Source organism: Candidatus Nitrosoglobus terrae, from assembly GCF_002356115.1.
GTDB lineage: Bacteria > Pseudomonadota > Gammaproteobacteria > Nitrosococcales > Nitrosococcaceae > Nitrosoglobus > Nitrosoglobus terrae.
In genome coordinates, this window is sequence record NZ_AP014836.1 from 1679617 (window position 1) to 1705406 (window position 25790).

At 42.1% G+C, this 25790-nt stretch carries 24 protein-coding genes and 1 tRNA gene; 10 read left to right on the forward strand and 15 right to left on the reverse strand.

The genetic code is table 11. From position 1 onward, the window contains the following. Positions 1–48: 48 nt before the first annotated feature. The 5 genes from TAO_RS07945 (at position 49) to TAO_RS07965 (ending at position 6395) form a co-directional block, all read left to right on the forward strand. The gene (locus TAO_RS07945; RefSeq protein WP_096527402.1) at positions 49–585 is read left to right on the forward strand and encodes a glycine cleavage system protein R; all 537 of its coding nucleotides are present in this window, start codon (positions 49–51) and stop codon (positions 583–585) included. Between the two features lie 20 nt (positions 586–605). Then, positions 606–1079, forward strand: coding sequence for a peroxiredoxin (locus TAO_RS07950; protein WP_096527403.1), 474 nt, complete (start codon positions 606–608; stop codon positions 1077–1079). 17 nt (positions 1080–1096) lie between these two features. Further along, positions 1097–3976 carry a ribonucleoside-diphosphate reductase subunit alpha gene (locus tag TAO_RS07955; protein WP_096527404.1) on the forward strand — a complete coding sequence of 960 codons (2880 nt, stop codon included), beginning with the start codon at positions 1097–1099 and terminating at the stop codon, positions 3974–3976. Between the two features lie 89 nt (positions 3977–4065). Then, complete coding sequence (locus TAO_RS07960; RefSeq protein ID WP_096527405.1) at positions 4066–5295, forward strand: ribonucleotide-diphosphate reductase subunit beta; 1230 nt, start codon at positions 4066–4068, stop codon at positions 5293–5295. A gap of 149 nt (positions 5296–5444) precedes the next feature. Beyond that, positions 5445–6395, forward strand: a complete 951-nt coding sequence (locus TAO_RS07965) for an OmpA family protein (protein ID WP_096527406.1) — start codon at positions 5445–5447, stop codon at positions 6393–6395. Positions 6396–6638: 243 nt separating this feature from the next. Here TAO_RS07965 and TAO_RS07970 read toward each other — a convergent pair whose 3' ends face one another. The 7 genes from TAO_RS07970 to grxD all read right to left on the reverse strand — a co-directional run bounded on the left by TAO_RS07970 (position 6639) and on the right by grxD (position 12910). Further along, on the reverse strand, positions 6639–7469 hold the full coding sequence (locus tag TAO_RS07970) for a metal ABC transporter permease (RefSeq protein WP_096527407.1): 831 nt from the start codon (positions 7467–7469) through the stop codon (positions 6639–6641). A gap of 2 nt (positions 7470–7471) precedes the next feature. Further along, the gene (locus TAO_RS07975; protein WP_408607624.1) at positions 7472–8194 is read right to left on the reverse strand and encodes a metal ABC transporter ATP-binding protein; all 723 of its coding nucleotides are present in this window, start codon (positions 8192–8194) and stop codon (positions 7472–7474) included. Continuing rightward, positions 8191–9060, reverse strand: coding sequence for a metal ABC transporter solute-binding protein, Zn/Mn family (locus TAO_RS07980; RefSeq protein WP_231910631.1), 870 nt, complete (start codon positions 9058–9060; stop codon positions 8191–8193). Before TAO_RS07980 ends, TAO_RS07975 begins: the two co-directional genes overlap by 4 nt. 6 nt (positions 9061–9066) lie before the next feature. Further along, positions 9067–9558 carry a Fur family transcriptional regulator gene (locus TAO_RS07985; RefSeq protein ID WP_096527410.1) on the reverse strand — a complete coding sequence of 164 codons (492 nt, stop codon included), beginning with the start codon at positions 9556–9558 and terminating at the stop codon, positions 9067–9069. Between the two features lie 132 nt (positions 9559–9690). Further along, positions 9691–11952: an ATP-dependent Clp protease ATP-binding subunit ClpA gene (gene clpA / locus TAO_RS07990; protein WP_096527411.1), complete on the reverse strand. Its 2262-nt coding sequence runs from the start codon at positions 11950–11952 to the stop codon at positions 9691–9693. A 133-nt stretch (positions 11953–12085) separates the two neighbouring features. After that, positions 12086–12409 carry an ATP-dependent Clp protease adapter ClpS gene (clpS, locus tag TAO_RS07995; protein WP_096527412.1) on the reverse strand — a complete coding sequence of 108 codons (324 nt, stop codon included), beginning with the start codon at positions 12407–12409 and terminating at the stop codon, positions 12086–12088. Positions 12410–12589: 180 nt separating this feature from the next. After that, positions 12590–12910, reverse strand: a complete 321-nt coding sequence (grxD, locus tag TAO_RS08000; protein ID WP_096527413.1) for a Grx4 family monothiol glutaredoxin — start codon at positions 12908–12910, stop codon at positions 12590–12592. A gap of 344 nt (positions 12911–13254) precedes the next feature. Between grxD and TAO_RS08005 the strand changes: the two genes are divergently transcribed. The 3 genes from TAO_RS08005 (at position 13255) to argF (ending at position 16190) form a co-directional block, all read left to right on the forward strand. Further along, the gene (locus TAO_RS08005; protein ID WP_096527414.1) at positions 13255–13836 is read left to right on the forward strand and encodes a superoxide dismutase; all 582 of its coding nucleotides are present in this window, start codon (positions 13255–13257) and stop codon (positions 13834–13836) included. 207 nt (positions 13837–14043) lie between these two features. Next, the gene (locus tag TAO_RS08010; RefSeq protein ID WP_172419087.1) at positions 14044–15237 is read left to right on the forward strand and encodes an aspartate aminotransferase family protein; all 1194 of its coding nucleotides are present in this window, start codon (positions 14044–14046) and stop codon (positions 15235–15237) included. A 14-nt stretch (positions 15238–15251) separates the two neighbouring features. Continuing rightward, the gene (gene argF / locus TAO_RS08015; protein ID WP_096527415.1) at positions 15252–16190 is read left to right on the forward strand and encodes an ornithine carbamoyltransferase; all 939 of its coding nucleotides are present in this window, start codon (positions 15252–15254) and stop codon (positions 16188–16190) included. Here argF and murU read toward each other — a convergent pair. Together murU and TAO_RS08025 are read right to left on the reverse strand one after the other, a co-directional pair. Then, positions 16187–16846: an N-acetylmuramate alpha-1-phosphate uridylyltransferase MurU gene (gene murU / locus TAO_RS08020; RefSeq protein ID WP_096527416.1), complete on the reverse strand. Its 660-nt coding sequence runs from the start codon at positions 16844–16846 to the stop codon at positions 16187–16189. The two genes, argF and murU, sit on opposite strands and share 4 nt — an antisense overlap. After that, a complete protein-coding gene (locus tag TAO_RS08025) occupies positions 16843–17826 on the reverse strand; it encodes an aminoglycoside phosphotransferase family protein (protein ID WP_331712986.1) in 984 nt (327 codons plus the stop codon). The genes murU and TAO_RS08025 overlap by 4 nt, the downstream gene beginning before the upstream one ends. A gap of 71 nt (positions 17827–17897) precedes the next feature. Between TAO_RS08025 and TAO_RS08030 the strand changes: the two genes are divergently transcribed. Beyond that, a tRNA-Val gene (locus TAO_RS08030) sits at positions 17898–17972 on the forward strand. Positions 17973–18040: 68 nt separating this feature from the next. Here the strand turns inward: TAO_RS08030 and TAO_RS08035 are convergent. The 6 genes from TAO_RS08035 to zwf form a co-directional block, all read right to left on the reverse strand. Beyond that, the gene (locus TAO_RS08035) at positions 18041–18787 is read right to left on the reverse strand and encodes a cistern family PEP-CTERM protein (RefSeq protein ID WP_096527417.1); all 747 of its coding nucleotides are present in this window, start codon (positions 18785–18787) and stop codon (positions 18041–18043) included. 305 nt (positions 18788–19092) lie between these two features. After that, positions 19093–19971, reverse strand: a complete 879-nt coding sequence (gene rfbD, locus TAO_RS08040; protein ID WP_096527418.1) for a dTDP-4-dehydrorhamnose reductase — start codon at positions 19969–19971, stop codon at positions 19093–19095. Next, positions 19968–20513, reverse strand: a complete 546-nt coding sequence (gene rfbC, locus TAO_RS08045; RefSeq protein WP_096527419.1) for a dTDP-4-dehydrorhamnose 3,5-epimerase — start codon at positions 20511–20513, stop codon at positions 19968–19970. Before rfbC ends, rfbD begins: the two co-directional genes overlap by 4 nt. Further along, positions 20514–21398, reverse strand: coding sequence for a glucose-1-phosphate thymidylyltransferase RfbA (gene rfbA, locus TAO_RS08050; RefSeq protein ID WP_096527420.1), 885 nt, complete (start codon positions 21396–21398; stop codon positions 20514–20516). It abuts the gene before it with no gap. Between the two features lie 4 nt (positions 21399–21402). Next, the gene (gene rfbB / locus TAO_RS08055; RefSeq protein ID WP_096527421.1) at positions 21403–22467 is read right to left on the reverse strand and encodes a dTDP-glucose 4,6-dehydratase; all 1065 of its coding nucleotides are present in this window, start codon (positions 22465–22467) and stop codon (positions 21403–21405) included. A gap of 12 nt (positions 22468–22479) precedes the next feature. Beyond that, positions 22480–23952, reverse strand: a complete 1473-nt coding sequence (zwf, locus tag TAO_RS08060) for a glucose-6-phosphate dehydrogenase (protein ID WP_096527422.1) — start codon at positions 23950–23952, stop codon at positions 22480–22482. A gap of 372 nt (positions 23953–24324) precedes the next feature. Here zwf and glgA point away from each other — a divergent pair, with 372 nt between their 5' ends. Continuing rightward, complete coding sequence (gene glgA / locus TAO_RS08065) at positions 24325–25785, forward strand: glycogen synthase GlgA (protein ID WP_096527423.1); 1461 nt, start codon at positions 24325–24327, stop codon at positions 25783–25785. Positions 25786–25790: the final 5 nt, after the last annotated feature.

Here is a 25790-nt window from a genome sequence, read left to right on the forward strand (position 1 = left end):
GCTAGTTGCCCTATTTTCCTGAACAATATAAGCAGAGACATATACACGATGCATCAATGTTTGGTTATCTCAGCAATAGGGGAGGATCATCCTGATCTCTTGAGAGATCTAAGTAGGGCTATCCTTGATAGTGGCTGTAGTATTGAAGATAGTCGCATGACTCTCCTTGGGGCTGAGTTTGCTATATTGTTACTAATCTCCGGCCATTGGAGTACTATAGCTAAGCTAGAAGCTATGTTACCCGCTTTAAGGCAACGTCTAGCACTAAACATACTCAGCAAACGTACTCAATTATACCCACCTACTGATAGTAAATTTATACCTTATGCTATAGAAACTATATCGCTGGATCAGCCAAATATTATCTATGAACTGGTTTGTTTTTTTTCCAGCCATAATATTTCTCTTAAAGAAATGAACGTCCATCACTATCTAGCCCCTTATACGGGAGTACCTTTATTTTCAGTAAACATCATTATACACTTACCGATTAATTTATCTATTGTCACTCTGAGAGAGCAATTTATGGAGCTGTGCGATAGCTTGAACCTAGATGCTGTCTTAGAACCTGTTCGAGGCCGCTAACAGTTGGAGATAAATTTCCTATGCCTAAAGTAACAGTAGGGAGAGTAGTCCCTGATTTTGAGCTTCCTTCTACTTCAAAAAAAAGTTTTAAACTATCTCAGCTACAAAATCAAAACGTAGTCCTTTATTTTTATCCAAAAGATGACACCCCAGGTTGCACTTGTGAGGGACAAGATTTCCGAGATCTGTTTAATGAGTTTAAATCCTTTAATACGGCTGTCTTTGGTATCTCTCGAGATACTTTGGAATCTCATGAAAAGTTCAAAGCTCAACAAAATTTTCCTTTTGAACTTTTATCGGATCAAGATGAAACTGCGTGTCAATTGTTTGACGTTATTAAGCCTAAGCAAATGTATGGTAAAGAAATAAAAGGTATAGAGCGTAGTACTTTCCTAATCGATAAAGCAGGGGTTTTACGCAAAGAGTGGCGCCAAGTTAAAGTAGAGGGTCATGTAGCTGAAGTGTTAGAAGCGGTTAAAACTCTCTCTCCATAAATATACAGGAGCTTGAAATGAAATCAGAACTAAGTAACTCTACCCAAACTGATCAAAAGCAAGCCTCTAGCGCTGAGCTTACGAATCCTAATACTAAAGCCGCAGCGCCAAACCAATATCAAGTCATTCGCCGTAATGGTAAAGTCACAAGCTTTGATGCCAACAAAATCACAGTCGCTATCACCAAGGCTTTCTTAGCAGTAGAAGGAAGTAGCGCAGCTAGTAGTAAACGCATCCATCAAACCGTAGAAGGACTCGCAGCCCAAGTAGTTGATGCTTGTACTCGCCGCCTAGAAACAGGTAGTACCGTCCATATTGAAGATATTCAAGATCAAGTAGAACTCGCCCTCATGCGAGATGGGCAATATAAGATAGCCCGAGCTTATGTACTTTATCGAGAAGAACGAGCACGGGAGAGAATCCAAGCTACTACAAAAAAGAAAACCGCTGAACCGCTTATTCGGATCACACGGGATGACGGTAGCCTTGTACCGCTTGATAAAAAGCGACTCACTCAAATTATAGAAGAGGCCTGTAAGGGACTACCTGAAACTAAACCTCAAGCTATCCTCAATGAAGTTTTGCGCAACCTCTTTGATGGGCTTACTACGAAGGATATAGAAAGAGCACTCGTAATGAGCGCCCGTACCTTCATTGAAAAGGATCCTAGTTACAGCTATGTCACCGCTCGTTTATTACTAGATAGCCTGCGCCGGGAAGTGCTTTCTTTTATTTATAGCGCTGAAATCTATACTACCCAAGAAGAGATGGCTAATCGCTATCCAGAATACTTTACACGCTATATTAAGCAAAGTGCTGAACTCCAACTCATTGATCCTCGCTTAGCGCAATATGATTTGGTACTTCTAGGCCAAGCGCTAAAACCAGAACGGGATTTTCGGTTTACTTACCTAGGTTTGCAAACCCTTTATGATCGCTACTTTATTCATACTGATAGCACTCGCCTTGAGCTGCCTCAAGCCTTTTTCATGCGAGTGGCAATGGGATTAGCGATTAATGAGGTTGAAAGAGAAGAATGGGCGATTAAGTTCTATGAGTTACTCTCCTCTTTTGATTTTATGAGTAGTACCCCAACCCTATTTAACTCGGGAACTTTACGCCCACAGCTCTCATCCTGCTACCTCACCACTGTGCCTGACGATTTAGATGGAATCTACAGCGCTATTAAAGACAACGCTCTACTCTCTAAATACGCAGGTGGCCTTGGTAATGACTGGTCGCAAGTTCGGGGGATGGGAGCTCACATTCAAGGTACCAATGGTAAATCTCAAGGCGTTGTTCCTTTTTTGAAAGTAGCTAACGATACCGCCGTGGCCGTAAATCAAGGAGGTAAACGCAAAGGAGCCGTTTGTGCTTACTTAGAAATTTGGCATACTGACATTGAAGAGTTCCTAGAGCTACGCAAGAACACTGGAGATGATCGTCGCCGCACCCATGATATGAATACAGCCAACTGGGTACCGGATCTATTTATGAAACGGGTTATAGAAGATAATGAATGGACTTTATTCTCCCCTGATGAAACTCCTGATCTTCATGATTTAGTAGGTCTTGCTTTTGAAGCAGCCTATCTTCGCTACGAAGAAAAAGCAATTCACGGTAAAGTCAGAAATTTTAAAAAGCTGCGGGCTAAAGATCTTTGGCGAAAAATGCTTTCCATGCTGTTTGAGACCGGACATCCATGGATTACATTCAAAGATCCTTGTAATTTACGATCACCTCAGCAGCATAAGGGGGTAGTACATTCCTCTAACCTTTGCACTGAGATAACACTGAATACTTCAGCTGAAGAAATTGCTGTTTGTAATCTAGGATCTATAAATCTTCCTCAGCACGTAGACGAAAATGGCCTAAATCTTCCTAAACTAGAAAAAACTATTAATATCGCTATGCGCATGCTAGATAATGTAATTGACTATAATTATTATAGTGTGCCGGCAGCGCGACGCTCTAATCTGCGCCATCGGCCTGTGGGTCTAGGGTTAATGGGTTTTCAAGATGCCCTTTACAAGCTTCGCCTCCCCTATGCCTCGAAAACAGCCATAGAGTTTGCTGATCGTTCTATGGAGGCAATTAGCTACTATGCTATACAAGCCTCCACACATCTTGCCATAGAGCGAGGCAGCTATCCCACTTTTGAAGGCTCTCTCTGGAGCAAAGGGATTCTACCTTTTGATTCTATTGATTTGCTGGTTGAAGGTCGTGGAGATTACCTACAGCAGGATCGATCTCAAACTTTAGATTGGAATAGTTTACGAGAACAAGTTAAAACAATAGGTATGCGTAATTCCAATTGTATGGCTATTGCCCCAACAGCTACTATTTCTAATATCTGTGGTATTAGCCAATCCATTGAGCCTACTTATCAGAATTTATTTGTAAAATCTAATCTCTCTGGAGAATTTACAGTCATTAATCCTTACTTAGTACAGGATCTTAAAGTACTAGGTTTATGGGATGAAGTCATGGTCAATGACCTAAAATACTTTGATGGTAGCGTACAAGCAATTGACCGTATACCCCAAGATCTTAAACCCTTATATGCTACTGCTTTTGAAATCGATCCGCGCTGGTTAGTGGAAGCAGCCTCTAGGCGTCAAAAATGGATTGATCAAGCCCAAAGCCTTAATCTCTATATGGCCGAGCCAAGTGGTAAGAAACTTGATAACCTCTATCAGCTTGCTTGGGTACGGGGGCTTAAAACGACTTATTATTTACGTTCCATGGGTGCTACCCATGTAGAAAAAAGCACAATGACATTAAATCAAACAAATAAACTTAATGCTGTGCAATCGGGTTATAATATATCTGAGGCAACATCAGAGAATCCTGCAGCCTGCTCTATCCTAGACCCGGACTGCGAAGCTTGTCAGTAGACGATAGAAAGCGTTCCTGTGTTATAGTATGCTTTTGTATTATTTATAGGCTGTATACTGTGCCTTAAAGCACACAGGAAGAATTATCGATGCTAAATTGGGATGATCCTATTTCAGAAACTGAGAATAGGAAAGGGAGCACTTGGGTATTTTCTCCTACAAAATCCTTAGTGTATAAAAGCCAAGAAAAGGCCAGCAAAAATCTAATTAATCAGAATAAAACAGAAGTAAACGCTGAAACTGGTAGGGAAAGTATTACTGATACTCACGTCACTGGCCTTGAAAACATCGCGCTAGGTGCTGCTCGTATTCAAGTAGATGATAAGCGCATCATCAACTGCCGAGCTGATCTTAACCAGTTAGTACCGTTTAAATACCAGTGGGCTTGGGATAAATACCTGAATGCCTGCGCTAACCACTGGATGCCGCAAGAAATCAACATGAATGCGGACGTGGCCTTGTGGAAAAACACTCATGGTTTAAGCGAAGATGAGCGTACGATTATTAAGCGTAACCTAGGATTTTTCGTAACTGCTGATTCTTTAGTTGCTAACAATTTAGTACTGGCAGTCTACCGGCATATTACAAACCCCGAATGTCGACAATACCTCCTGCGCCAAGCCTTTGAAGAAGCACTACATACTCATGCTTACCAGTATTGTGTCGAATCTCTGGGATTAGATGAAGGAGAAATCTTTAACATGTACCGAGAGGTACCTGCAGTAGCCCGAAAGGCTGAATGGGCTTTACCGTTTACTCAATACCTAGCCGATCCCCACTTCCACACTGGTACGACAGGGAACGACCAAAAATTACTGCGAGAATTAATTGCTTTCTATGTAATCTTCGAAGGTATTTTTTTCTATGTAGGATTCGTACAAATACTTTCAATGGGACGGCGAGGGAGGATGACGGGCATAGCCGAGCAATTCCAGTACATTATGCGCGATGAGTCCATGCATATGAATTTTGGAATTGATGTGATTAATCAAATTAAAATTGAAAATCCTCATTTATGGACAACTAACTTTCAGCAAGATGTATTAGATATGATTAAAGAAGCTGTAGAGTTAGAAACTCAATACGCTAGAGACACCATGCCTCGTGGTGTACTAGGTCTCAACGCGGCCACCTTTGCTGAATATCTTCAATTTATTGCTAATCGTCGTTGCACCCAAATTGGGTTAACAGAACAATATCCTGGGGCTAATAATCCTTTTCCTTGGATGTCTGAAATTTTAGATCTTAAAAAAGAAAAAAACTTCTTTGAAACACGAGTAATCGAATATCAAACGGGCGGCGCATTGAGCTGGGAGTAAATAAGCAATATCTGCGCCTGTGCTATCTTCTTCGTTGAAATTGGAGCAACTGATTGGAGATTATCATTATTACTTAGATATAATATTAGCTAGGCTAGGAGCGAAATTTCACATCTCTTAGGCATGGTGCTTAGAAAAACGAAGAGTCCATGAATCATAAGAACACTATAGTTTATACAATAGTAATTGTATTAATACTGTTTACTACTACCCATAGCTTAGATAGCTTAGCTCAATCAGAGGTAGAAAATCGCCCTCTATATGCGCCTCACCGAAACTGGCCACCGTGTGCTGTCATGGAAGCAAATGGTGAAAATGCGCTTAATGGCCAAGTAATAACGTGGACTATCTGTCGTTCAACTCCTTTTAAGGCAACTACATTAGATAGCGATCACGATTCAACACCTGCTGCAGCAACCATGCTGGATAGTGATCACGATGGTATTCTAGATGATGCCGATCAATGCCCTAGTACCCCTGCTAGTACAACGGTTGATGAAATAGGCTGCCCTCTAGATGATGATCCCCCAGATAATACTGATCTATGTACTAATACCAATGAAGCGGGCTGCTCCCTAGATAGTGATCACGATGGTATTCTAGATGATGCCGATCAGTGCCCTGATACCCCTATTAACACAAAGGTTGATGAAACAGGCTGCCCTCTAGATAGCGATCAGGATGGTATCCTAGATAGTAGTGATCGATGCCCAGATACACCCTCAGGCACTACAGTGGATAAAAATGGCTGCCCCGCTCCTATTGTACTTAAAGGAGTCAATTTTGAACCTGATTCAACTCATCTTACTGTAGGCGCACAAGAGATACTTACTAAGATTGCAGATTCTCTACGCAGTCACCCAAATTTAGATATCACCATTAAAGGTCATACAGATAACCTAGGTAGCGCAGATTACAATAAAAGCCTCTCCCAATCACGAGCTAAATCAGTGATGGGTTACTTGGCCTCCAATGGTATTATGCAATCTAGAATGAGAGCCATCGGGTATGGCGAAGAACACCCAATTACTTCTAACGTTACTGAGAAAGGTCGGGCGCGGAATCGCCGTGTTGAACTTCAAGCTTCCGAGAATCAGTAATGAAAAAACATATATCGGATGACCTCTATAATTTAATACCTAGCTTTTGGGTTCATGAGATTCTAAGAAAACTTGAAATAACATTCAGGGACAGTCAAGACCTGACGGCAGGCTGACATTCTCACTTGGACAGCGTGCTGGACTTCGCTTTTTTTATGGAAGCGATTGCAGAAATAAAAATAGGAGCTCAGAAAACGCAAGTAGCAGCGCAGCTTTTAAGAACTAATGCACGAATCTTCCTTTTCAACGTCTAATCCGCCAATGCTGACGTAACCCTATGCTTAAAGTAGAAAACAGATAAGCTCCTCCTGCTACTAATACGATAGTAGGCCCAACAGGAAAATCAGGTTCATAAGAAATAACAATGCCGGCGCTAGTAAATAAGGTGCCCAAAATGGCAGCTAACAACATCATCCTCGCCAATGAGCGCATATATTGCCCAGCAATAGCAGCGGGTAACATTAATAACGCAATCACTAAAATTAAACCCACTATTTGAATTAAAAGCACCACGGTAAGGGCTACCATGCAAAGTAATAATAAATAGAAAAATGTTACGGGAACCCCTCGAAGACGCGCAAACTCTTCATCAAAACTAATCGCTAGAAATTGTTTATAAAACAAGGTTACCGTAAAAATAATGACGGCATCTACAGCTATCATTAGATAAAGTTGCTCTTGTGACACCATCAGGATATTGCCAAATAAGTAACTCATCAGATCAATGTTATAGCCAGGGGTCTGAGAGATAAAAATAATCCCCACAGCCATTCCCATAGACCAGAGCGCGCTAATTAAAGTATCCTCTCGTTCCTGCCACCTTTGATTCACCCAGCCAATAAGTAATGCTGCTAGTAACGCTGCAATCAAAGCACCTGCAAGCGGGTTTTTACCTAAATAATAGGCAGCCCCCATACCGCCTAAAACCGCATGAGCAATACCTCCGGCTAGAAAACCAATCCGCTTTACCACTACAAAACTTCCCATCACACCACATCCTAAGCTAGCTAGAATTCCTGCCGCTAATGCATGGTGTAAAAATGTTGCAGTGACTAATGCTTCCCACAAGGTCATGGTTAATGAATATGATCAATCATATGCATATTGGCACCATAGAGCTGTTCAATCATCTCTCCGCTAATGGCTGCCGTTTCATGACACACCAAAGTCTGATTAAGACAAGCGACTCGGCTAACATAATGTGAAATAAAACCTATATCGTGAGAAACCACTATAATAGTCATCTCTTTGTTCAGCTGCTCAAGCAAACGAAAAAAATTCTCCTCTAGCCGTAAATCTACATGGGCAGTAGGTTCATCCAAGATCAGAATTTCTGGCCCTACGGCTAAAGCCCGAGCAATCAATGCTCGTTGACGCTGCCCTCCAGAGAGATCAGCTAAAGAACGATTACTCAACCTCAAAATTTCCATCTGTTCCATGGCATGTCGTGCAAATATACGATCTTTGTGAGTATAGCCGCCTATAATCTTAGTTTTACCCAAACGTCCTTGGAGTACAGCGTCTTCTACCGTAATGGGGAAATTATCAACAAAGGCAGTATGCTGTGGCACATAACCTATTGCTGATCGGCCTTGTTCAGGGGGTAACCCTAGTACTAATACTCGGCCAGATAAGGGCTTTAGTAGCCCTAAGATAATCTTAAGCAACGTACTTTTTCCGCCTCCATTAGGGCCTACTAAACCAAGAAACTCGCCACGAGACACTTCAAGATTAATGTGATCTAGTACTAAGGGGCCGATATAAGAAAAACAAACATTTTTAATAGAAACCAGCTTCATTTTAATGCTCTTGCCAACACGGTGGCGACATAACGCAGATTATTATCGTAATCTTCAGCAAGGGGATCTAAACTAATAACATCAGCGCCAATAGCGCGAGCCACTAACTCTGCATTAGCTTGGCTAAACTGTTTCTGCACAAAGATAGTTCGAATACCTTCTTGACGACCTAACATAATAAGTGCCGATAAGGATTTAGCCCCAGGATCTTTACCTGCATATTCAATGGCAATCTCTTCAAGCCCATAAGTATGGGCGAAATAACGCCATGCAGGATGAAAAACCATAAAACGATGATGACTTAGTCCTGATAGGGTTCTACGGATAAACTGATCAAGTTTATCAAGATCTTGAATAAAATCTTGGTAGTTTTTCTCAAATTGATGGCTATAATCCGGATCGCTTTCAACGAGTACGTCTCTAATATGCACCGCCATAATCTTTACCAGCGGCGGGCTAGTCCAAATATGAGGATCTACTGCCCCATGGTGATTATCCCTATCCATACTAGCTATAGGCGTAAACAACAAAGGTATATCTTGTCGGCAGTCTATTACTTTTATATTTGGGTTTGCCTTAACAATTGATTTGAGCCAAATATCCTCAAAAGGCATACCAATGCGAAAATAAAATTTTGCTTGAGCTAACCTTATCATCTGTTTTGGTGTAGGCTCATAAATTTCCTCACTCCGCCCCGGCTCTACCATTACTGATACTTGGACTCGGCTACCGCCGATACGCTCTACAAAATATTTTTGAGGTAATAGGCTAACAAAGACAGAAAAAGAATCTGTGGCGTGAGCATTGCTACCACTCCAGCCTAAAAATATTACTAGGTAAAATATGCTGCTATAACCGATCTTCACTCCTATCTAAACCCCGCTACATTGGGGGCATAACCCTCGGATCTCTACCGTTTGGCAATCTGTCTGAAAGCTTAAATTGTTCGCTTCCCTAACAAGGATATCGGTAATCTCTGGGGCATCTAATTCAGCTACAGTACCACAGTGCCGGCATAGTAAAAATTGACCAATATGAGGCCGCTCTGGGTTACCACAGCCTATATAAGCATTAAGCGTTTCCACTCGATGAATTAAGCCAGCTTGTAGTAAAAAATCTAGGGCGCGATAAACTGTAGGAGGGGCCGCTCTCTGGTACTCTTGGTGTAAGTGCTCAAGAATATCATAGGCTTTAATAGATCTGTGGCGATTCCAAACTAATTCTAAAACCCGTCGCCGTAGCTTAGTTAAACGCAATCCCCTACTAGCGCAAGTTTTTTCCGCTACTGCTAATGCATTGTGGATACAACGTAGATGATCATGTTTGGGCTCCTTAAAGGGAGCTAAGATATCACTCTGGGACATAAAAAACCCCGGCTATGTCTAGAGTGTAACTTTATAACATAATTACTAGGGCTAGAAAAGCTGGCTAGAGTAAAAAGCCTAAGACAATCGATGAATTAGCGCCAAAAGTATGGCAGTAAGATAATGCGTTTTTTAGCTTTGATCATTTTGATAGGCAAGCTGAAGCTCATCTTCTATTACATCCACTGTAACATAACCTCCATTGACTAACTTACCAAATAATAACTCATCTGCTAAGGGTTTTTTAATTTTTTCTTGAATAAAACGAGTCATAGGGCGGGCACCCATCTTCTTATCATAACCTCGATTAGCCAACCAGATTCGAGCAATATCACTTACCTTAAGGACAACATTCTTATCCTGTAGTAGTAACTCTAGCTCTATTATAAACTTATCGACTACTCTACCAATAGAGAACTCGCTCAAAGCCTTAAATTGGACAATCGCATCCAGCCGATTACGGAGCTCAGGGCTAAATATTCGCTTAATGACTTCTACTGCGTCGTTAGAATGATCCTGCTCGGTGAATCCTATGGATGCTCGGCTAATCTCTTGAGCGCCCACATTAGAAGTCATTACTAAAATCACATTACGAAAATCCGCTTTACGCCCGTTATTATCAGTCAGAGTACCATGATCCATGATCTGTAGTAGCAAATTAAATACATCGGGATGAGCCTTTTCGATCTCATCAAGCAGTAAAACCGCATGGGGATTCTTGCAAATAGCCTCGGTAAGCAACCCCCCTTGCTCATACCCAACATAACCTGGCGGGGCTCCAATAAGACGAGAGGCCGTATGGCGCTCCATATACTCGGACATATCAAAACGAATAAGCTCAATACCCAAAATATGAGCCAGTTGACGAGTAATTTCTGTCTTACCGACCCCCGTAGGGCCAGTAAAAAGAAAGGAGCCTACAGGTCTATTGATATCTCCCAAACCAGATCGAGACATCTTAATGGCCGAACCTAATACTTCAATAGCCTCATCTTGGCCAAAAATAACCCGCTTAAGATTTGCTTCCAGATTAGCTAAACTCTCCTTATCAGAGGTTGAAATATGCTTTGGCGGGATACGTGCCATTTTAGCAACTACAAACTGTACATCCTGTACTCCAATGATTTTTTTGCGCCTAGCCAGTGCTAATAGCTGTTGGCTAGCACCACACTCATCAAGCACGTCAATGGCTTTATCTGGAAGATAGCGATCATTGATGTAACGGGCTGATAATTCAGCAGCAACACGAAGTGCCGCCTGAGAGAACTTAACCTTATGGTGCTCCTCCAAGCGAGATTTCAATCCTCGTAGAATTTGTACTGTTTCCTCTACTGAAGGCTCTAAAATATCAATCTTCTGGAAGCGACGTGCTAAAGCCCGATCTTTCTCAAAAACACTACGGTATTCTTGATAAGTAGTAGAACCAATACATTTTAGCTCACCTGAAGATAGCATGGGCTTAATTAGGTTAGAGGCATCCATTGCTCCACCAGAGGCTGAACCAGCACCAATAACGGTGTGAATTTCATCAATAAAAAGAATGGCACCCTTCTCTTTTTTAAGTTGCGCCAAGATACCCTTTAAGCGCTTTTCGAAATCACCACGGTATTTAGTCCCAGCTACTAAAGCGCCCATATCTAAACTGTAAATCGTACAACCCAGCAAAACCTCAGGAATATCTCCTTCAATAATTTTCCGTGCTAACCCTTCAGCCAAAGCCGTTTTACCTACGCCAGCCTCACCGACAAATAAAGGATTGTTCTTACGCCTCCGACATAGGATTTGGATAGTACGTTCTAACTCTGTATAGCGCCCTATGAGGGGATCGATCTTTCCTTGCACTGCTAACCGATTAAGGTTGACGGCATAGGTTTCTAATGGATTTTGCCCAGAAACCTCTACTCCCGTTGTTTCCGCCTCCTCCGAAGCCCCAGCTGACTCTCCACTGCTACCTTGAGGATTAACTTTGCTAATGCCATGGGAGAGGTAATTCACAATATCTAATCGAGTTGTATGCTGACGCTTGAGAAAATAAACTGCTTGAGACTGCTGCTCTCCATAGATCGCAACTAATACGTTAGCGCCAGTAACCTCTTTTTGCCCAGAGGATTGAACTTGAAGCACTGCCCGCTGTAATACTCGCTGGAATCCTAAGGTTGGTTGAGTATCTCGGCCTTCCTTAATTGGTAGCAAAGGGGTGGTTTCATTGAGAAAATCTGTTATTTCTTTCTTTAATTGATGCAAACTTACCCCACAAGCTCGTAATACAGCGACTGCTGCTGGATTATCTAGCATAGCTAGCAAAAGGTGCTCTACAGTGAGAAATTCGTGCATTTTCTCCCGCGCGCCCTTAAAAGCTTGATTTAGGCTTGCTTCCAGATCCCTACTCAACATGAGCAATTACCTCACTATCAGGCAGGCTAGACATAAATTTAAAACCTATAGAATCATTAATATCCTTCTAGAATACCACTCCTACCCGCATCCCCTTAATCTAGATCAGCTTGCAGCTTGATAAAATTTTTCATTATGCCTTCTCCAAGATGCACTTTAGCGGATGCTGGTTATTCACGGAATACTCATTTACCTGAGCCATCTTTGTCTCCGCGATCTCGTAGGTAAATACACCACAAATCCCTTGGCCTTCTATATGCACTTGCCACATAATACGTGTTGCTTGTTCTAGATTCATAGCAAAAAAAGTCTGTAATATTTTAACTACAAACTCCATCGGCGTGTAATCGTCATTTAGCATGACCACCTTATACATTGATGGAGGCTTGATCTTTGGCTTTGCCACACCAATTGCAAAGATATCCTTATTCCCCTCATCTGGATATAACTTACCCATAAGCCAGCCCAATTCCTCCTAAGGGCATATTCGATAAAGAGAAACCTAGTGAATATAAATAACTATAAAATAAATCTAGCCACTGTAGTAATACTAGCATAGCACTTATAAGCTATATGCTTACGATCTGTCTACGAGTATCCAATTAACTCAACATTACAGCTAAAATAAAACCGCCTCTCAAGGGTTAGCTGTAGCCGTTTGCATCATTTTTTGTAACTCCCCCTTTTCAAACAGCTCTATAGCAATATCACAACCCCCAACTAATTCGCCATTAATATATAACTGAGGGAAGGTTGGCCAATTAGAATATTGAGGTAAATTAGCCCGGATCTCTGGATTGGCAAGTACATCCACATGAGTAAACTCTGCGCCACAAGCTTGTAATATTTGCACAGCCCTAGCAGAGAAACCACACTGAGGAAATTGAGGTGTTCCTTTCATAAATAAGACCACTGGGCTTGATTCTATCGTTTCTTTGATCTGTTCCATTATACTCATGGTTATATCTCCAAAATATTATGTCATTATAGATTTAGTAAATTTTAACTGGCTTATTCCGATTTTATGGATCTAATGGCTAGCGAGAGATCTTTTGATTAATGCTAAGTAAATATTAACCTATAATAAGCTTTGTTAGATATTACGAGTTATTGAGTTACTAATACAATCAAAGTAACACTTTAATTATCACATAAGAGTAAATTTAGACAGTAGCTAAATGCACTAAGTGCAGAATTATAAATAACGCTTGAAATCCTTATCCGTGCTTCTTTAGACTACACTTAAATATTTACTACATACGTTGATCCTCAAAATAACCCATACAAGAAAGGAGATTGGATATGACTCATAGTTTACCGAAACTCCCCTACGCTATGAACGCCTTAGAGCCACATATTTCCAAAGAAACACTTGAATATCATTATGGTAAACACCACCAAACCTATATAGATAATCTTAATAAACTTATCCTTGGAACTGAATTTGAGCGGGCACCTTTAGAGGAAATTATCACTAAAGCCTCTGGCCCTATTTTTAATAATAGCGCCCAAGTATGGAATCATACCTTCTATTGGAATTCTTTAGCCCCACAAGGAGGAGGTGAACCTGAGGGTGCCTTGATGAATGCTATCACGCAAAAATTTGGCTCTTTTACTGAATTTAAAGAAAAATTTAGCCAGACAGCCATCACTCTTTTTGGTTCTGGTTGGGCTTGGTTAGTCAAAAATCCTAATGGTTCTCTAGAAATTACAGCCACAAGTAATGCCGGTAACCCTTTAACAGAAGGGAGAATTCCCTTACTCACCTGCGATGTCTGGGAGCATGCCTACTATATTGATTATCGTAATGCTAGAGCAAAATATCTAGAATCTTTCTGGAAGCTCGTAAATTGGGATTTTGCCGCTAAAAATCTAGCTGACTAACTTCGTTAATTTAAGATTAATATAGCAAACACATTTTTTTATCTCTAGAAATAAGATAAGCTCATATAATAAATACAAAAATGAACTTCTTTCATTTACCATGAATAGAAATTTCTCTCTAACTTAGCTTATGGCAGCTCTATCGAGCTGCCCTCCTTATTTTTATTAGGTTGATATATCGTTATTTATGTTTATGATAGAACCACAATGAATGAGCCACTAATGTCTGCTTACGCTCGCCTACCTGTAGCTTTTAGCCGAGGAGAAGGAGCTCGGTTATGGGATAGCGCTGGCAATGAGTATCTAGATGCACTGGCAGGTGTTGCGGTTTGTGGTCTTGGCCATGCACACCCTGCTATTGCCCAAGCAATCAATGATCAAGTAGGGCATTTGCTTCATACCTCTAATCTTTACCGTATCCCCTTACAGGAAGCGTTAGCCACTAAGTTAAATGCTTTGGCTGGAATGGAGCGTGCTTTTTTTGCTAACTCAGGCGCTGAAGCCAATGAAGCAGCGCTTAAGATTGCCCGCCGCTATGGACATGGCCGGGGGATTAGCAATCCAAAAATTGTTGTTATGACAGGCAGCTTCCACGGACGTACGCTAGCCACCCTAAGCGCTACTGGAAATGCCAGAGTCCAAGCAGGTTTTGAGCCCTTAGTTCAGAATTTTATCCGAATTCCTTATGACGATTCATCCGCCTTAGAAGCATTACCAGAGCAGACCCGCAAAGAGATCGTAGCTGTTCTCCTTGAACCTATCCAAGGTGAAGGCGGAATTATCGTTCCAACTAATAACTATCTAGATCAAATTCGTGCAATTTGCAACAGCCAAAGCTGGCTTATGATGCTAGATGAGGTTCAAACAGGCTTATGCCGTACTGGCCGCTGGTTTGCATTCCAACATAGTCAATCACAACCAGATGTGATAACACTTGCTAAAAGTCTCGGTAATGGGATCCCTATTGGTGTCTGTCTAGCCCGAGGTGAAGCGGCTCGAGTAATACAACCTGGCAGCCATGGTTCTACTTGCGGCGGTAATCCATTGGCCTGTCGCGCTGCTTTAGCAGTATTGGAGACCCTTGAGCAGCAGAACTTAGCACAAAGAGCCAGCCAATTAGGCCAAAGAATGTTGGAATCTTTCCAAAAATCCCTACGAGATCTACCTGAGGTTCAGGCGATTCGTGGCCAAGGTTTAATGATAGGAATAGTACTAGATCGACCCTGCACCACACTAATGAAATCCGCCTTAGAAGAGCGATTGCTTCTTAACGTAACTGCAGGTAATGTGATACGCCTACTTCCCCCGCTAATCATAAGCGATAAAGAGGCAGATACCATCGTAGAGAGGATAAATAAGCTTATCAGGGCATTTCTTAAGGATTCTCAAAATTCGAAGTAACCCGAGAAATTGCTATGGCAATACAACATTTTTTGACGTTATTTGATTTATCAGCTGATGAGCTTAAGCAGCTTATTCAACGCGCAATTAATCTTAAAGCTCTACAGCGGTCAGGGAAAATTTATGAGCCACTGAAAAATAAAACGCTGGGAATGCTATTTGAAAAATCCTCCACGCGCACCCGAGTGTCTTTTGAGGTGGCTATGACCCAGTTTGGGGGCAATGCTATCTTTCTCTCCCATCGAGATACCCAGTTTGGACGTGGAGAGCCTATAGCTGATACGGCTCGTGTTCTTTCTCGAATGGTGGATTGCCTAATGATTCGCACCTTCTCCCAATCAGCGCTAGAAAATTTTGCCACCTACTCCAAGGTCCCTGTCATTAATGCACTGACAGATCGTTATCACCCTTGTCAACTACTGGCTGATATCCAAACCTATTTTGAACATCGAGGGAGTATTCAGGGACGAACTGTCGCTTGGGTAGGGGACGGTAATAATATGTGCCATTCTTATATTAGTGCAGCCTGCCAATTTGACTTTAAATTACACATTGCTACTCCTGCAGGGTATGGGCCTGATCCTAGCGTTTTACAAGCAGCTAGCAAAAAGGTTCAGATTGTAACAGACCCACGAGAAGCAGTAGTAAATGCCGATTTAGTAGTAACGGATGTATGGACTAGCATGGGGCAAGAGGCGGAGAAACAACAGAGACTCCGAGTTTTCGCCAGCTACCAAGTCAATAAAGGCCTCATGGCCTTAGCTAAAAAAGAGGCTATTTTCATGCATTGCCTGCCCGCTCACCGAGGTGAAGAAGTAGCTGCTGAGGTGATTGATGGCCCCCAAAGTGTCGTCTGGGATGAGGCTGAAAATCGTCTCCACACCCAAAAAGCCTTATTAGAACGGCTAATAGCCAGTGATCAAAGTAATCCATCAAAAAACAATGACGCTTAACTTAACCGTTTTCTTAAATTAAATAAACGTGCTGGGGTACCAATATCGTACCATTGGCCTTGGTAGTGCTCGCCTGTGACTAAATTTTGATCAGCAGCGCCCCGCAGTAAGGGCGCTAAAGGAAACCGGCTAGGACAGCAACAAGTAAATAAATCAGGATGATAAACCCCGATACCACTAAACGTCAGTTTATCGCCTCCCTCCACCCTGACTTGCTTTCCTAACAATGTAAAATCCCCTTGAGGGTAATAATCAGGATTATTGACTAAGATCAGATAGGCTAACCCCTCAGGAATTAACCGCACTCTAGCAAAAGGATAATCCGTCCAAATATCACTATTAACTACTAAAAATGGCTCTTTCCCTAATAAGGGCAGTGCCTGAAAAATGCCACCTCCAGTCTCTAACCCATTACTACTTTCAGGGGAATAGCAAATTTGAACCCCATAGCGCTTACCATCTCCCAATCGTTCTTCAATCTGGCTGCCTAGATGAGCATGATTAATTACCAAATCAGTAAATCCAGCTTTTGCCAAAGACTCAATCAGATATTCAATAAGGCACTTAAATCCTACCTGAAGCAACGGCTTAGGGGTAAAATCAGTTAATGGCCGCATTCGCTCACCACGCCCAGCAGCTAAAATCATAGCCTTCATTCTATTACCTTTGGTTTAGGCAATTCTCGTAATAATTCAGCCAGATCAGCTAGCTCACTATATTGATTAGCCACAATACTCAAATAACTTAAAATTCTTGGGATATCTTTAAGATAACCTGATTTACCATCCCGGTAATTTAAGCGCGTAAAAATTCCAATGGCCTTCAGGTGCCGTTGTACCCCCATCCAATCAAACCAGCGCATAAATTCTAATGGCCTTACCGCTACAAGGATTTTTAATCGCATAGCGGCCTGCTGATAATCATAAAGCCAATCTACTACCTTCTCTTGCGGCCAAGCAATATAGCAATCACGCAATAAAGAAACTAAATCATAAGTTACTGGGCCTTTAACCGCGTCTTGAAAATCTAAAATTCCGGGATTATCTTTCTCCGTCACCATGAGATTACGGGAGTGATAATCTCGGTGGACGGGCACCTGAGGCTGATCAAGGGCGGAATCTGCTAATATCTTAAATAGGTTATCTAGCGCCGTCTCTATCTGAACATTTAAATGCTGTCCTAGATACCAATCACCAAATAATTTCATCTCTTTTATTAACAAATCCCGGGTATAAAGGGGCAGATTTAGGACTCCAGCACCTTCACTCTGAAGTATCAGCAAGGCGGCTAAAGCATCTCCATAAAGCCTCTGAGCACTATTAGAATTTAAGCGATTTAAATATTGGTGCTCCCCTAAATCACTCAGTAGCAAAAAACCTTGTGCTAAATCTTGGGCTAAAACTTTAGGTACATTCAATCCTAATTTACTAAGCTCATTTGCAAGATAGATAAAAGCACTAGGGTTTTCGCGCTCTGGTGGAGCATCCATAACAATCAAACTTATATCCTTCCGGCGCAAGCGGAAATAGCGTCGGAAGCTAGCATCCCCCGAAGCTATCGTCATCTGGTAATTCATCAGCCCCAGATCTCTACTTAACCATTGTCCTAGAGCTTCAGCACGTAAATCAGATACCACAATAGCTACCTGCCTTTTTCAATTGACCTAAGTGAGATCTAGCCGTAGAATTTGTTTTAGCATCATTATCAGGGCGATTAGCTCAGGGGGAGAGCACTGCCTTCACACGGCAGGGGTCGCTGGTTCAATCCCAGCATCGCCCACCACCTATCTCCAAAACTAGACACCGGCTTGAAGCCGGTGTCTAATTTCTTACAAAACTTTCAAACTTTCTTTAAAGCCGACGACGGTAGCTAATAAGCCCCAGACTCAGCAGACCGGTACTAAAGAGCAGCAGCATGTTTGGCTCAGGTACTGGGGTTACTGGAACTACCGGTGGCGTTGAAGACCCTGGTAATGATGGAGTTCCCCCAAACTCAAAGGAACCTTCATTCGTTTGAAATTTAACCGGAAAAGTTGAAAGCGTTACCGAATCACCAAAATCACCCTGAAGGTTTAGTGTAAAAGAATCTGACTCACCCGCCTGCAGGCCCGTTTGAATCTTCCCTCCCGAACATCCATCTGCATAAATACACACATCAATATCCTTAAAGCCTCCAGGAACAGTCTGGTTTGGACCATTTCCAGCACTGACGTTGTTAAAGACCGTGCCCCCGGAAATACTTTCTTTAGTGACGCTAGGATCGGTCGCAAACCCAAACGACATAATAGCTGCCTGAGTAAGCGAGCTTGTAGTCTTAGTAGTGTTATCAATACTACCTTCTAATTCTAAATCCTCTTCACCATTACTTGGACCACTAAAAGACTCCACTTTCCAATTACTGGTTATTGATAAGATGTCACTAGATTTAGTCTCGCCTGCCCAATCTATATTAAATTGTCCGCCCACATTTTGGGGAGAAATTTGAACTTCTGAACCATTACTTATTATTGACGGTTGCGTTGCGGCTTGCGCAGTCATTACACTGAGGCTGGCCGCTATAGCCATCATCACTACCCTGAAGCTATTTTTATTGTTCATACTCACCTTCCCTCATTAACCGCTTTACTAACTAAACAGCAAATGATACTGAGAAGCTAAATCTTCTCAGTAATTAAAGTATACAAAAAATATTCCTCATAGCTAACTATTTGATTAATAAATAGCTCCTTTAGCGCTATAAGGCGCTAACCCTTTGTTTTTTGTAAATAATACTGACGAATTAGTGTAAAAATAAATTACAGTAACTTTATTTCTACTCGCTAAGATTAAAGAAAGCCTTCAAAATTTCTTGGCTATACATAATTTAACAGAGCCAGTAACCCGATTATCTTGTGCTGCACAGTTTAAGAATCCACTGCAAGCGCTAGTGCTGTCTTCCAATCTGGCAACTGAATTCCAAAAATGCCTCGGATATGGTTATTATCCAAACAAGAAAAAGCAGGACGCTGAGCCAAAGTAGGATAATTTGAAGTTGAGATGGGTTCTAGTTTTACTGCTGGGTTTAGGTGATCTAAAATGGCCTGAGCAAAATTATACCAAGAAGCTTTTCCCTGACAGCTTAGGTGGTAAATCCCAGCCCGTTCCCTAATATAATCCACTATTTGACCCCGTCCCTGAGCAATAATCTGGGCTGTTCCCTCTGCTACTAAGCGACTCCAAGTAGGCGCACCAAATTGATCATCCACAGCCTGAATCACTTCCCTTTCTTGCGCTAAACGCTGCATAGTCAGCAAAAAATTATGGCCTCTTAATCCATATATCCAACTCGTGCGCAGAATTAGATAAGCGCCCCCTACAGCCGCTATAGCCTGTTCACCTACCAGCTTAGTTTGACCATATACATTAATAGGCCGTGGAATATCTATTTCACGATAAGGAGAATCCTTCTGGCCATCAAAAACATAATCCGTGGAATAATGAATCAACGCCGCCCCTCGCTGGCAAGCTTCTTCAGCTAGAATTTTAGGAGCATGCCCATTAATTACCATTGCCTGCTCAGGCTCCTCTTCCGCCCTATCTACGGCGGTATAAGCGGCTGCATTTACAATCACATTAGGTTGAATTTTAGCCAGCGTAGATGGAATATTGTCTATGTGGGTAAGATTCAGATCATCTTGATCTAATGCAATGACTTCACCTAAAGGCGCTAATGCTCGTTGTAACTCCCAACCTACTTGGCCATGGGCACCAATCACCAGTATCCGTTTACAGGCATTGTTCATGAAAATAATTCTGCTGCTTTAAAAACTCTGCCTACCTGATCTTTAGCAGAAATAAGGGGCGATCCTTTTAAAGGCCATGCAATGGCAAGATCGGGATCATTCCAATAAATACAACGCTCTTGCTCTGGGGCGTAATAATCCGTGGTTTTATATAAAAGCTCGGCATAATCGCTCAATACTAAAAACCCGTGAGCAAATCCAGCCGGTATCCACAACTGCTGCTTATTCTCTGCGGAAAGATAGCAGCCAACCCACTGACCTAAACTTGAAGAGCTTCGCCGTAAATCAACAGCAACATCAAAAACTTCACCCACGATTACCCGTACCAACTTACCCTGAGGTTGCTGAATCTGATAATGCAAACCCCGAAGAACATGCTTTTTCGAGCAAGAATGATTATCTTGCACGAACTGCGCTTGAAGACCCGTTATGGTGTTAAAAACTGCCTGATTATAACTCTCGAGAAAAAACCCTCGCTCATCATTAAAAACTGTAGGATCTATGACTAGAACATCGGGAATCTGGGTGAGTATAATTTTCATTTAAAATGGATAGACCTTCTCATTGAGTAAACTCAGCAGATAATCTCCATAACCGCTTTTTTGCAGCGGTCTGGCTAAACGCTCCAGATCCTCAGCACTAATATAGCTCATGCGATAAGCAATTTCTTCCGGGCAGGCAATCTTTAGCCCTTGACGTTTTTCAATGGTATAAATAAATAAGGCAGCCTCCAGCAGAGAATCATGGGTACCCGTATCTAACCAAGCCATACCCCGACTCATGATCTCCACAAATAATTTTCCTTCTCTTAAATAATGCCGATTAATATCCGTAATTTCCAACTCCTTTCGAGCAGAAGGTACTAAAGATTCAGCTATTTCCACCACCTGCTCATCATAAAAATATAGACCTGTCACGGCATAACGGGATCTAGCTACAGCGGGTTTTTCTTCAATACTTAACACCTTACCCCCAATTCCAAATTCAATCACACCATAGCGTTCTGGATCTCGAACTGGATAGGAAAAAATGGTAGCGCCAGAGCCGCGTTTAGCTGCGCCCTTTAACAGCACGGATAAATCATCACCATGAAAAATATTATCTCCAAGCACTAAAGCGCAAGCGCTTCCTTTAATAAAGTTTTTGGCAAGAATAAAAGCCTGCGCAATCCCCTCTGGCCGAGGCTGAATTTGATAAGAAAAATTTAAGCCCCACTGGCAACCATCTCCTAGCAGCTGCTCAATGCGGGGTAAATCTTGGGGGGTAGAGATTACTAAAATCTGCCGAATACCTGCTAACATCAACACAGAAAGCGGGTAATAAATCATCGGTTTATCATAGATGGGTAGGAGTTGTTTACAAATAGGCTGTGTGACTGGGTACAAGCGGGTTCCCAACCCCCCGGCAAGCACAATCCCCTTACGCATACCTTTATATCCTAATACCCAAACGCTCTCGGCAATTATGGCCCTTCATTGCTCGCTGGCACCAAGGCAAATTATCTAAATACCATTGAACCGTTTTTCTTAGCCCAGTATGGAAACTCTCTTGAGGTTTCCATCCTAACTCCTGACTTATTTTACTTGCATCAATAGCATAGCGCTGATCATGGCCAAGACGATCTACAACTGAAGTAATTAAAGTACAGTGGGGTATATAAGTAGAATAAGGGCATAGCTCATCAAGCAGCTGGCATATAAGTTGTACTACCTCTAGATTAGTCTTTTCATTATGCCCGCCAATATTATAAGTTTCTCCAAGCCGACCTTTAGTAAGAACTATTTGTAATGCCCGCACATGATCTTCCACATAAAGCCAATCCCGTACATTATCCCCCTGACCATACACAGGAAGCGGTTTACCTTCCACACCATTTAGTACTATGAGTGGGATAAGCTTTTCCGGAAACTGATAAGGGCCATAATTATTAGAGCAATGGGTAATTAAAATCGGTAACCCATAAGTCTGATGCCAAGCGCGTACTAAATGATCAGAAGCTGCTTTACTCGCCGCATAAGGGGAATTGGGTTGATAAGAGGAGTCCTCTCGAAATAAACCTTTCTCTTCTAAAGAGCCAAACACCTCATCAGTAGAGATATGATGAAAACGAAATCGAGCTTGGGCACTTTTATCAAGCTTTTTCCAATAACCCAAGACCGCTTCTAACAGCGTGTAAGTCCCTACAATATTAGTGTTAATGAAGACTTTAGGGCCCTCAATAGATCGATCTACATGAGTTTCAGCAGCTAAGTGCATTACTGCATCTGGGCGATGATAAGTCAGCAATCGCGCCATCGCCTTAGCATCACCAATATCAGCTTGGATAAATTGATAGCGGGGGTTAGTAGCTATGGATTCTAGGGACTCTAAATTACCCGCATAAGTGAGTTTATCTACATTAATTAGGCGGTAGTTTGTATAGCTAATAAAATATCGTACAACCGCAGAACCAATAAAGCCTGCGCCCCCAGTTACCAAAATAGTCCGTAATCCCATAGATTTTATTTTTTAGAGAGTATTACGCCAATGCTGATCATCGCAATCAAATAAACGCCCTGTTTCAGAAGGCCCCCAACTACCCGCATTATAACTAGGAATAAATTCCCGCTCAGTAGCCCAGGCTCTTAAAATAGGATCTATGACCTGCCAAGCCCAACGTACCTCATCATCACGTAAAAATAGGGAATTATCTCCTTTAATAACGTCTAAAAGCAGTATTTCATAAGCATCCAATTTTGCCTCCTCTTGCCCACAAGACGCAGCGTCTAAACCAGTGGTATGAGTACGCATTTCTAACCCTACCTCCTTAGTTTGCAGCTCGATACGTAGGCATTCATTGGGCTGAACCCCCAATAAAAGCCAGTTAGGCTCAAGGCGATGGATGGGTGTTCGCCGAAATAACTGCTGAGGCACTTCTTTAAACCGAATAGAAATATGGGAAGCTGTCGTTGCCATACGTTTGCCGGTACGCAAATAAAAGGGTATATGACGCCAACGCCAGTTATCGATATAAAGCTTAAGTGCAGCATAAGTCTCAGTAGTGCTATTACTCGCTACACCCTCTTCATTCAGATAGCCCACTACTTTATTACTACCAATGCTCCCAGATACATATTGAGCCCGAAAAGCATAGGATCGGACAGTACTTACAGAAATAGGTCGGATTGATTTTAAAACTTTTACTTTCTCATCCCGCAGTGATTCTGGATCCATGTTAGGCGGAGGCTCCATGGCGACTAAAGTCAGCATTTGTAGCAGATGACTTTGAATCATATCCCGCAAAGCGCCTGTTCCTTCATAAAACCCAGCCCGTCCTTCAATCCCCGCTGTTTCAGCATGGGTAATTTGAATATGATCAATATAGTTTCGATTCCAAAGCGGCTCAAATAGCACATTAGCAAAACGAAATACCAGCACATTCTGTATCATCTCTTTGCCTAAATAGTGATCGATACGAAAAATTTGGCGCTCTCTAAAATATCGATGCAACTGAACCTCCAGCATCTCAGCACTTACTAAGTCATAACCAAAAGGTTTTTCCACCACAAGCCGCCGCCAGCCATCTCGTTCCAGATTTAAACCAATAGCGCCCAAATTATTGGCAACTACGCCAAAATCTGCTGGACGGATAGACATATAAAATACGATATTAGAGGGAAAGATCTGGGATTCTTTTTCCAAGTAAGCCTTAAGGTGCTGGTGAGTCTCTACTACCGTAAAATCCCCTTGGAAATAGTGTAATCGTTGTAGTAATCGAGCTAGGATTTCTCTATTCAAATCGCCTCTAGCTTTAAGCTGAATATCCTGAGCGACCTGTTGGCGCCAATATTCAGTATTCCACTCTTGAAGTGCAACGCCTACAATAGCCATTTTATCAGGTAATCTCTGCGCCGATTCTAGGTGATAGAATGCAGGCAGCAGCTTGTTACGACTTAAGTTACCCGTAGCGCCAAAAACCACAAAGGTACATGATTCAACCATATCTACTTCACCCTTAATAACTTGATATTTTTCCCACCCTAAAGGGCAGGGATTCCTTCTGCAAGCGCATAATACCCCATATGGAGAATGACACTAATTGATAACAAAACGTTTCTTGTCCATATTGATTTAACCCCTACCCATTCATCTACACTATTCAGCAATACTCCAGCTAAAATCTGAGATTTCTCATAGCATAAAAAGTTAAATTTCAATATAATTGATAGATTTTGCTAAGGGTGATCTTAAACTACAGTGGATTATCCCTTTCTAGTACAGCGTATTTAAAATAATAAGAATATTCTATATAAATTAATAATATACACCTTATCACTATTGAATATAATGTTCCAAACCTCTTAGGCCACTAACGTGTACAAAATTCTTTTTGCCACCAGTGAGGCATACCCCCTTATCAAAACTGGCGGCCTAGGCGATGTCGCCGGAATCCTACCCGCAGAGCTTGCTCATCTGGGATTAGAAGTAACTATTATCCTACCGGCTTACCCAGCCTGTAAAACCCATCTTAAATATCTTACCGAGATAGCCTCCCTACAAATCCCATCAGTATCAGGATTAATTCGTATCTTAAAGGGTCGACTGCCTGAAGGTTCAAACTCAATTTGGCTTGTGGATAGCCCTATCCATTTTGATCGCCCAGGTAACCCCTATTTAGGGGAAAATGGTCAAGATTGGCCCGATAATGCAGCTCGATTTGCCGTTTTTTGTCAAGCTATCACTCAATTAGTAAACCACCCAGAACTCAACTGGCAGCCTGATATTATCCATTGTAATGACTGGCAAACGGGTCTAGTTCCCCCGCTACTTGCCCCTCTAAGCAATCGACCTGCCACCCTATTTACTATCCATAATCTTGCCTATCAAGGTCTATTTTCTCGCCAGCAGTTCGAAACCTTAGATCTACCACCCTATCTGTGGTCATCCTCTGCTCTGGAGTTCTACGATCAATTTTCCTTCATTAAGGGAGGACTAGTATTTGCTGATTGGCTCACCACAGTCAGCCCCACCTATGCCCAAGGAATTCTTACTCCTGAGTTTGGTTGCGGCCTAGAGGGCGTACTTCGCAAGCGAGCTGATCATCTCACCGGGATTCTTAATGGTGCCGACTACCAGCGCTGGGATCCAGTCCATGATTCTTTTATTAAGAAACCCTATAGCAAAGCAACTTGGCACCACAAAGCGCTTAACAAATTGGCACTACAGCACCAATATGGTCTGCTTGAGGATAAAACTATTCCTATACTAGGTTTTGTCGGGCGATTAGTAGAGCAAAAAGGTATTGATCTTATTATCGACATTCTCCCTAAGCTATTCTCTAATAAAATTCAGGTAGTTTTTCTAGGTGAAGGCCATAAAAGCTATCAAAACACCTTACAGAAAATTGCTCGAGATTACCCACGACAAATGGGGTTATCCATTAGTTATAATGAGCAATTGGCCCATAGTATTCAGGCTGGTGCCGATATTTTCTTAATGCCCTCTCGATTCGAACCTTGTGGTCTCACCCAACTCTATGCTTTACGCTACGGCACAATACCCATTGTACACCGTACCGGCGGCCTCTCTGACACTATCGTAGAGGCCACTGAGGAAAACATCCAGCAAGAACTAGCCACAGGTTTTTTCTTTGAAGAGCCATCACCCTCAGCCCTATTTACCGCAATCCAAAAGGCGCTAACTGTTTACGCGCAACCTGATCAATGGCGTGAACTTGCTCTTACCGCTATGGGCCAAAATTTTAGCTGGCGCACAAGCGCTAAAGCCTATTATAACCTTTATCATCAAATGCTTTCCAATCGCCCTACTCAATAGCGTAA

What these genes read in the sequence shown, in the direction of transcription:
- TAO_RS07945 (WP_096527402.1), top strand. Translation starts at nt 49, where the DNA reads ATGCATCAATGTTTGGTTATCTCAGCAATAGGGGAGGATCATCCTGAT.
- TAO_RS07950 (WP_096527403.1), top strand. Translation starts at nt 606, where the DNA reads ATGCCTAAAGTAACAGTAGGGAGAGTAGTCCCTGATTTTGAGCTTCCT.
- TAO_RS07955 (WP_096527404.1), top strand. Translation starts at nt 1,097, where the DNA reads ATGAAATCAGAACTAAGTAACTCTACCCAAACTGATCAAAAGCAAGCC.
- TAO_RS07960 (WP_096527405.1), top strand. Translation starts at nt 4,066, where the DNA reads ATGCTAAATTGGGATGATCCTATTTCAGAAACTGAGAATAGGAAAGGG.
- TAO_RS07965 (WP_096527406.1), top strand. Translation starts at nt 5,445, where the DNA reads ATGAATCATAAGAACACTATAGTTTATACAATAGTAATTGTATTAATA.
- TAO_RS07970 (WP_096527407.1), bottom strand. Translation starts at nt 7,469, where the DNA reads ATGACCTTGTGGGAAGCATTAGTCACTGCAACATTTTTACACCATGCA.
- TAO_RS07975 (WP_408607624.1), bottom strand. Translation starts at nt 8,194, where the DNA reads ATGAAGCTGGTTTCTATTAAAAATGTTTGTTTTTCTTATATCGGCCCC.
- TAO_RS07985 (WP_096527410.1), bottom strand. Translation starts at nt 9,558, where the DNA reads ATGTCCCAGAGTGATATCTTAGCTCCCTTTAAGGAGCCCAAACATGAT.
- clpA (WP_096527411.1), bottom strand. Translation starts at nt 11,952, where the DNA reads ATGTTGAGTAGGGATCTGGAAGCAAGCCTAAATCAAGCTTTTAAGGGC.
- clpS (WP_096527412.1), bottom strand. Translation starts at nt 12,409, where the DNA reads ATGGGTAAGTTATATCCAGATGAGGGGAATAAGGATATCTTTGCAATT.
- grxD (WP_096527413.1), bottom strand. Translation starts at nt 12,910, where the DNA reads ATGAGTATAATGGAACAGATCAAAGAAACGATAGAATCAAGCCCAGTG.
- TAO_RS08005 (WP_096527414.1), top strand. Translation starts at nt 13,255, where the DNA reads ATGACTCATAGTTTACCGAAACTCCCCTACGCTATGAACGCCTTAGAG.
- TAO_RS08010 (WP_172419087.1), top strand. Translation starts at nt 14,044, where the DNA reads ATGAATGAGCCACTAATGTCTGCTTACGCTCGCCTACCTGTAGCTTTT.
- argF (WP_096527415.1), top strand. Translation starts at nt 15,252, where the DNA reads ATGGCAATACAACATTTTTTGACGTTATTTGATTTATCAGCTGATGAG.
- murU (WP_096527416.1), bottom strand. Translation starts at nt 16,846, where the DNA reads ATGAAGGCTATGATTTTAGCTGCTGGGCGTGGTGAGCGAATGCGGCCA.
- TAO_RS08035 (WP_096527417.1), bottom strand. Translation starts at nt 18,787, where the DNA reads ATGAACAATAAAAATAGCTTCAGGGTAGTGATGATGGCTATAGCGGCC.
- rfbD (WP_096527418.1), bottom strand. Translation starts at nt 19,971, where the DNA reads ATGAACAATGCCTGTAAACGGATACTGGTGATTGGTGCCCATGGCCAA.
- rfbC (WP_096527419.1), bottom strand. Translation starts at nt 20,513, where the DNA reads ATGAAAATTATACTCACCCAGATTCCCGATGTTCTAGTCATAGATCCT.
- rfbA (WP_096527420.1), bottom strand. Translation starts at nt 21,398, where the DNA reads ATGCGTAAGGGGATTGTGCTTGCCGGGGGGTTGGGAACCCGCTTGTAC.
- rfbB (WP_096527421.1), bottom strand. Translation starts at nt 22,467, where the DNA reads ATGGGATTACGGACTATTTTGGTAACTGGGGGCGCAGGCTTTATTGGT.
- zwf (WP_096527422.1), bottom strand. Translation starts at nt 23,952, where the DNA reads ATGGTTGAATCATGTACCTTTGTGGTTTTTGGCGCTACGGGTAACTTA.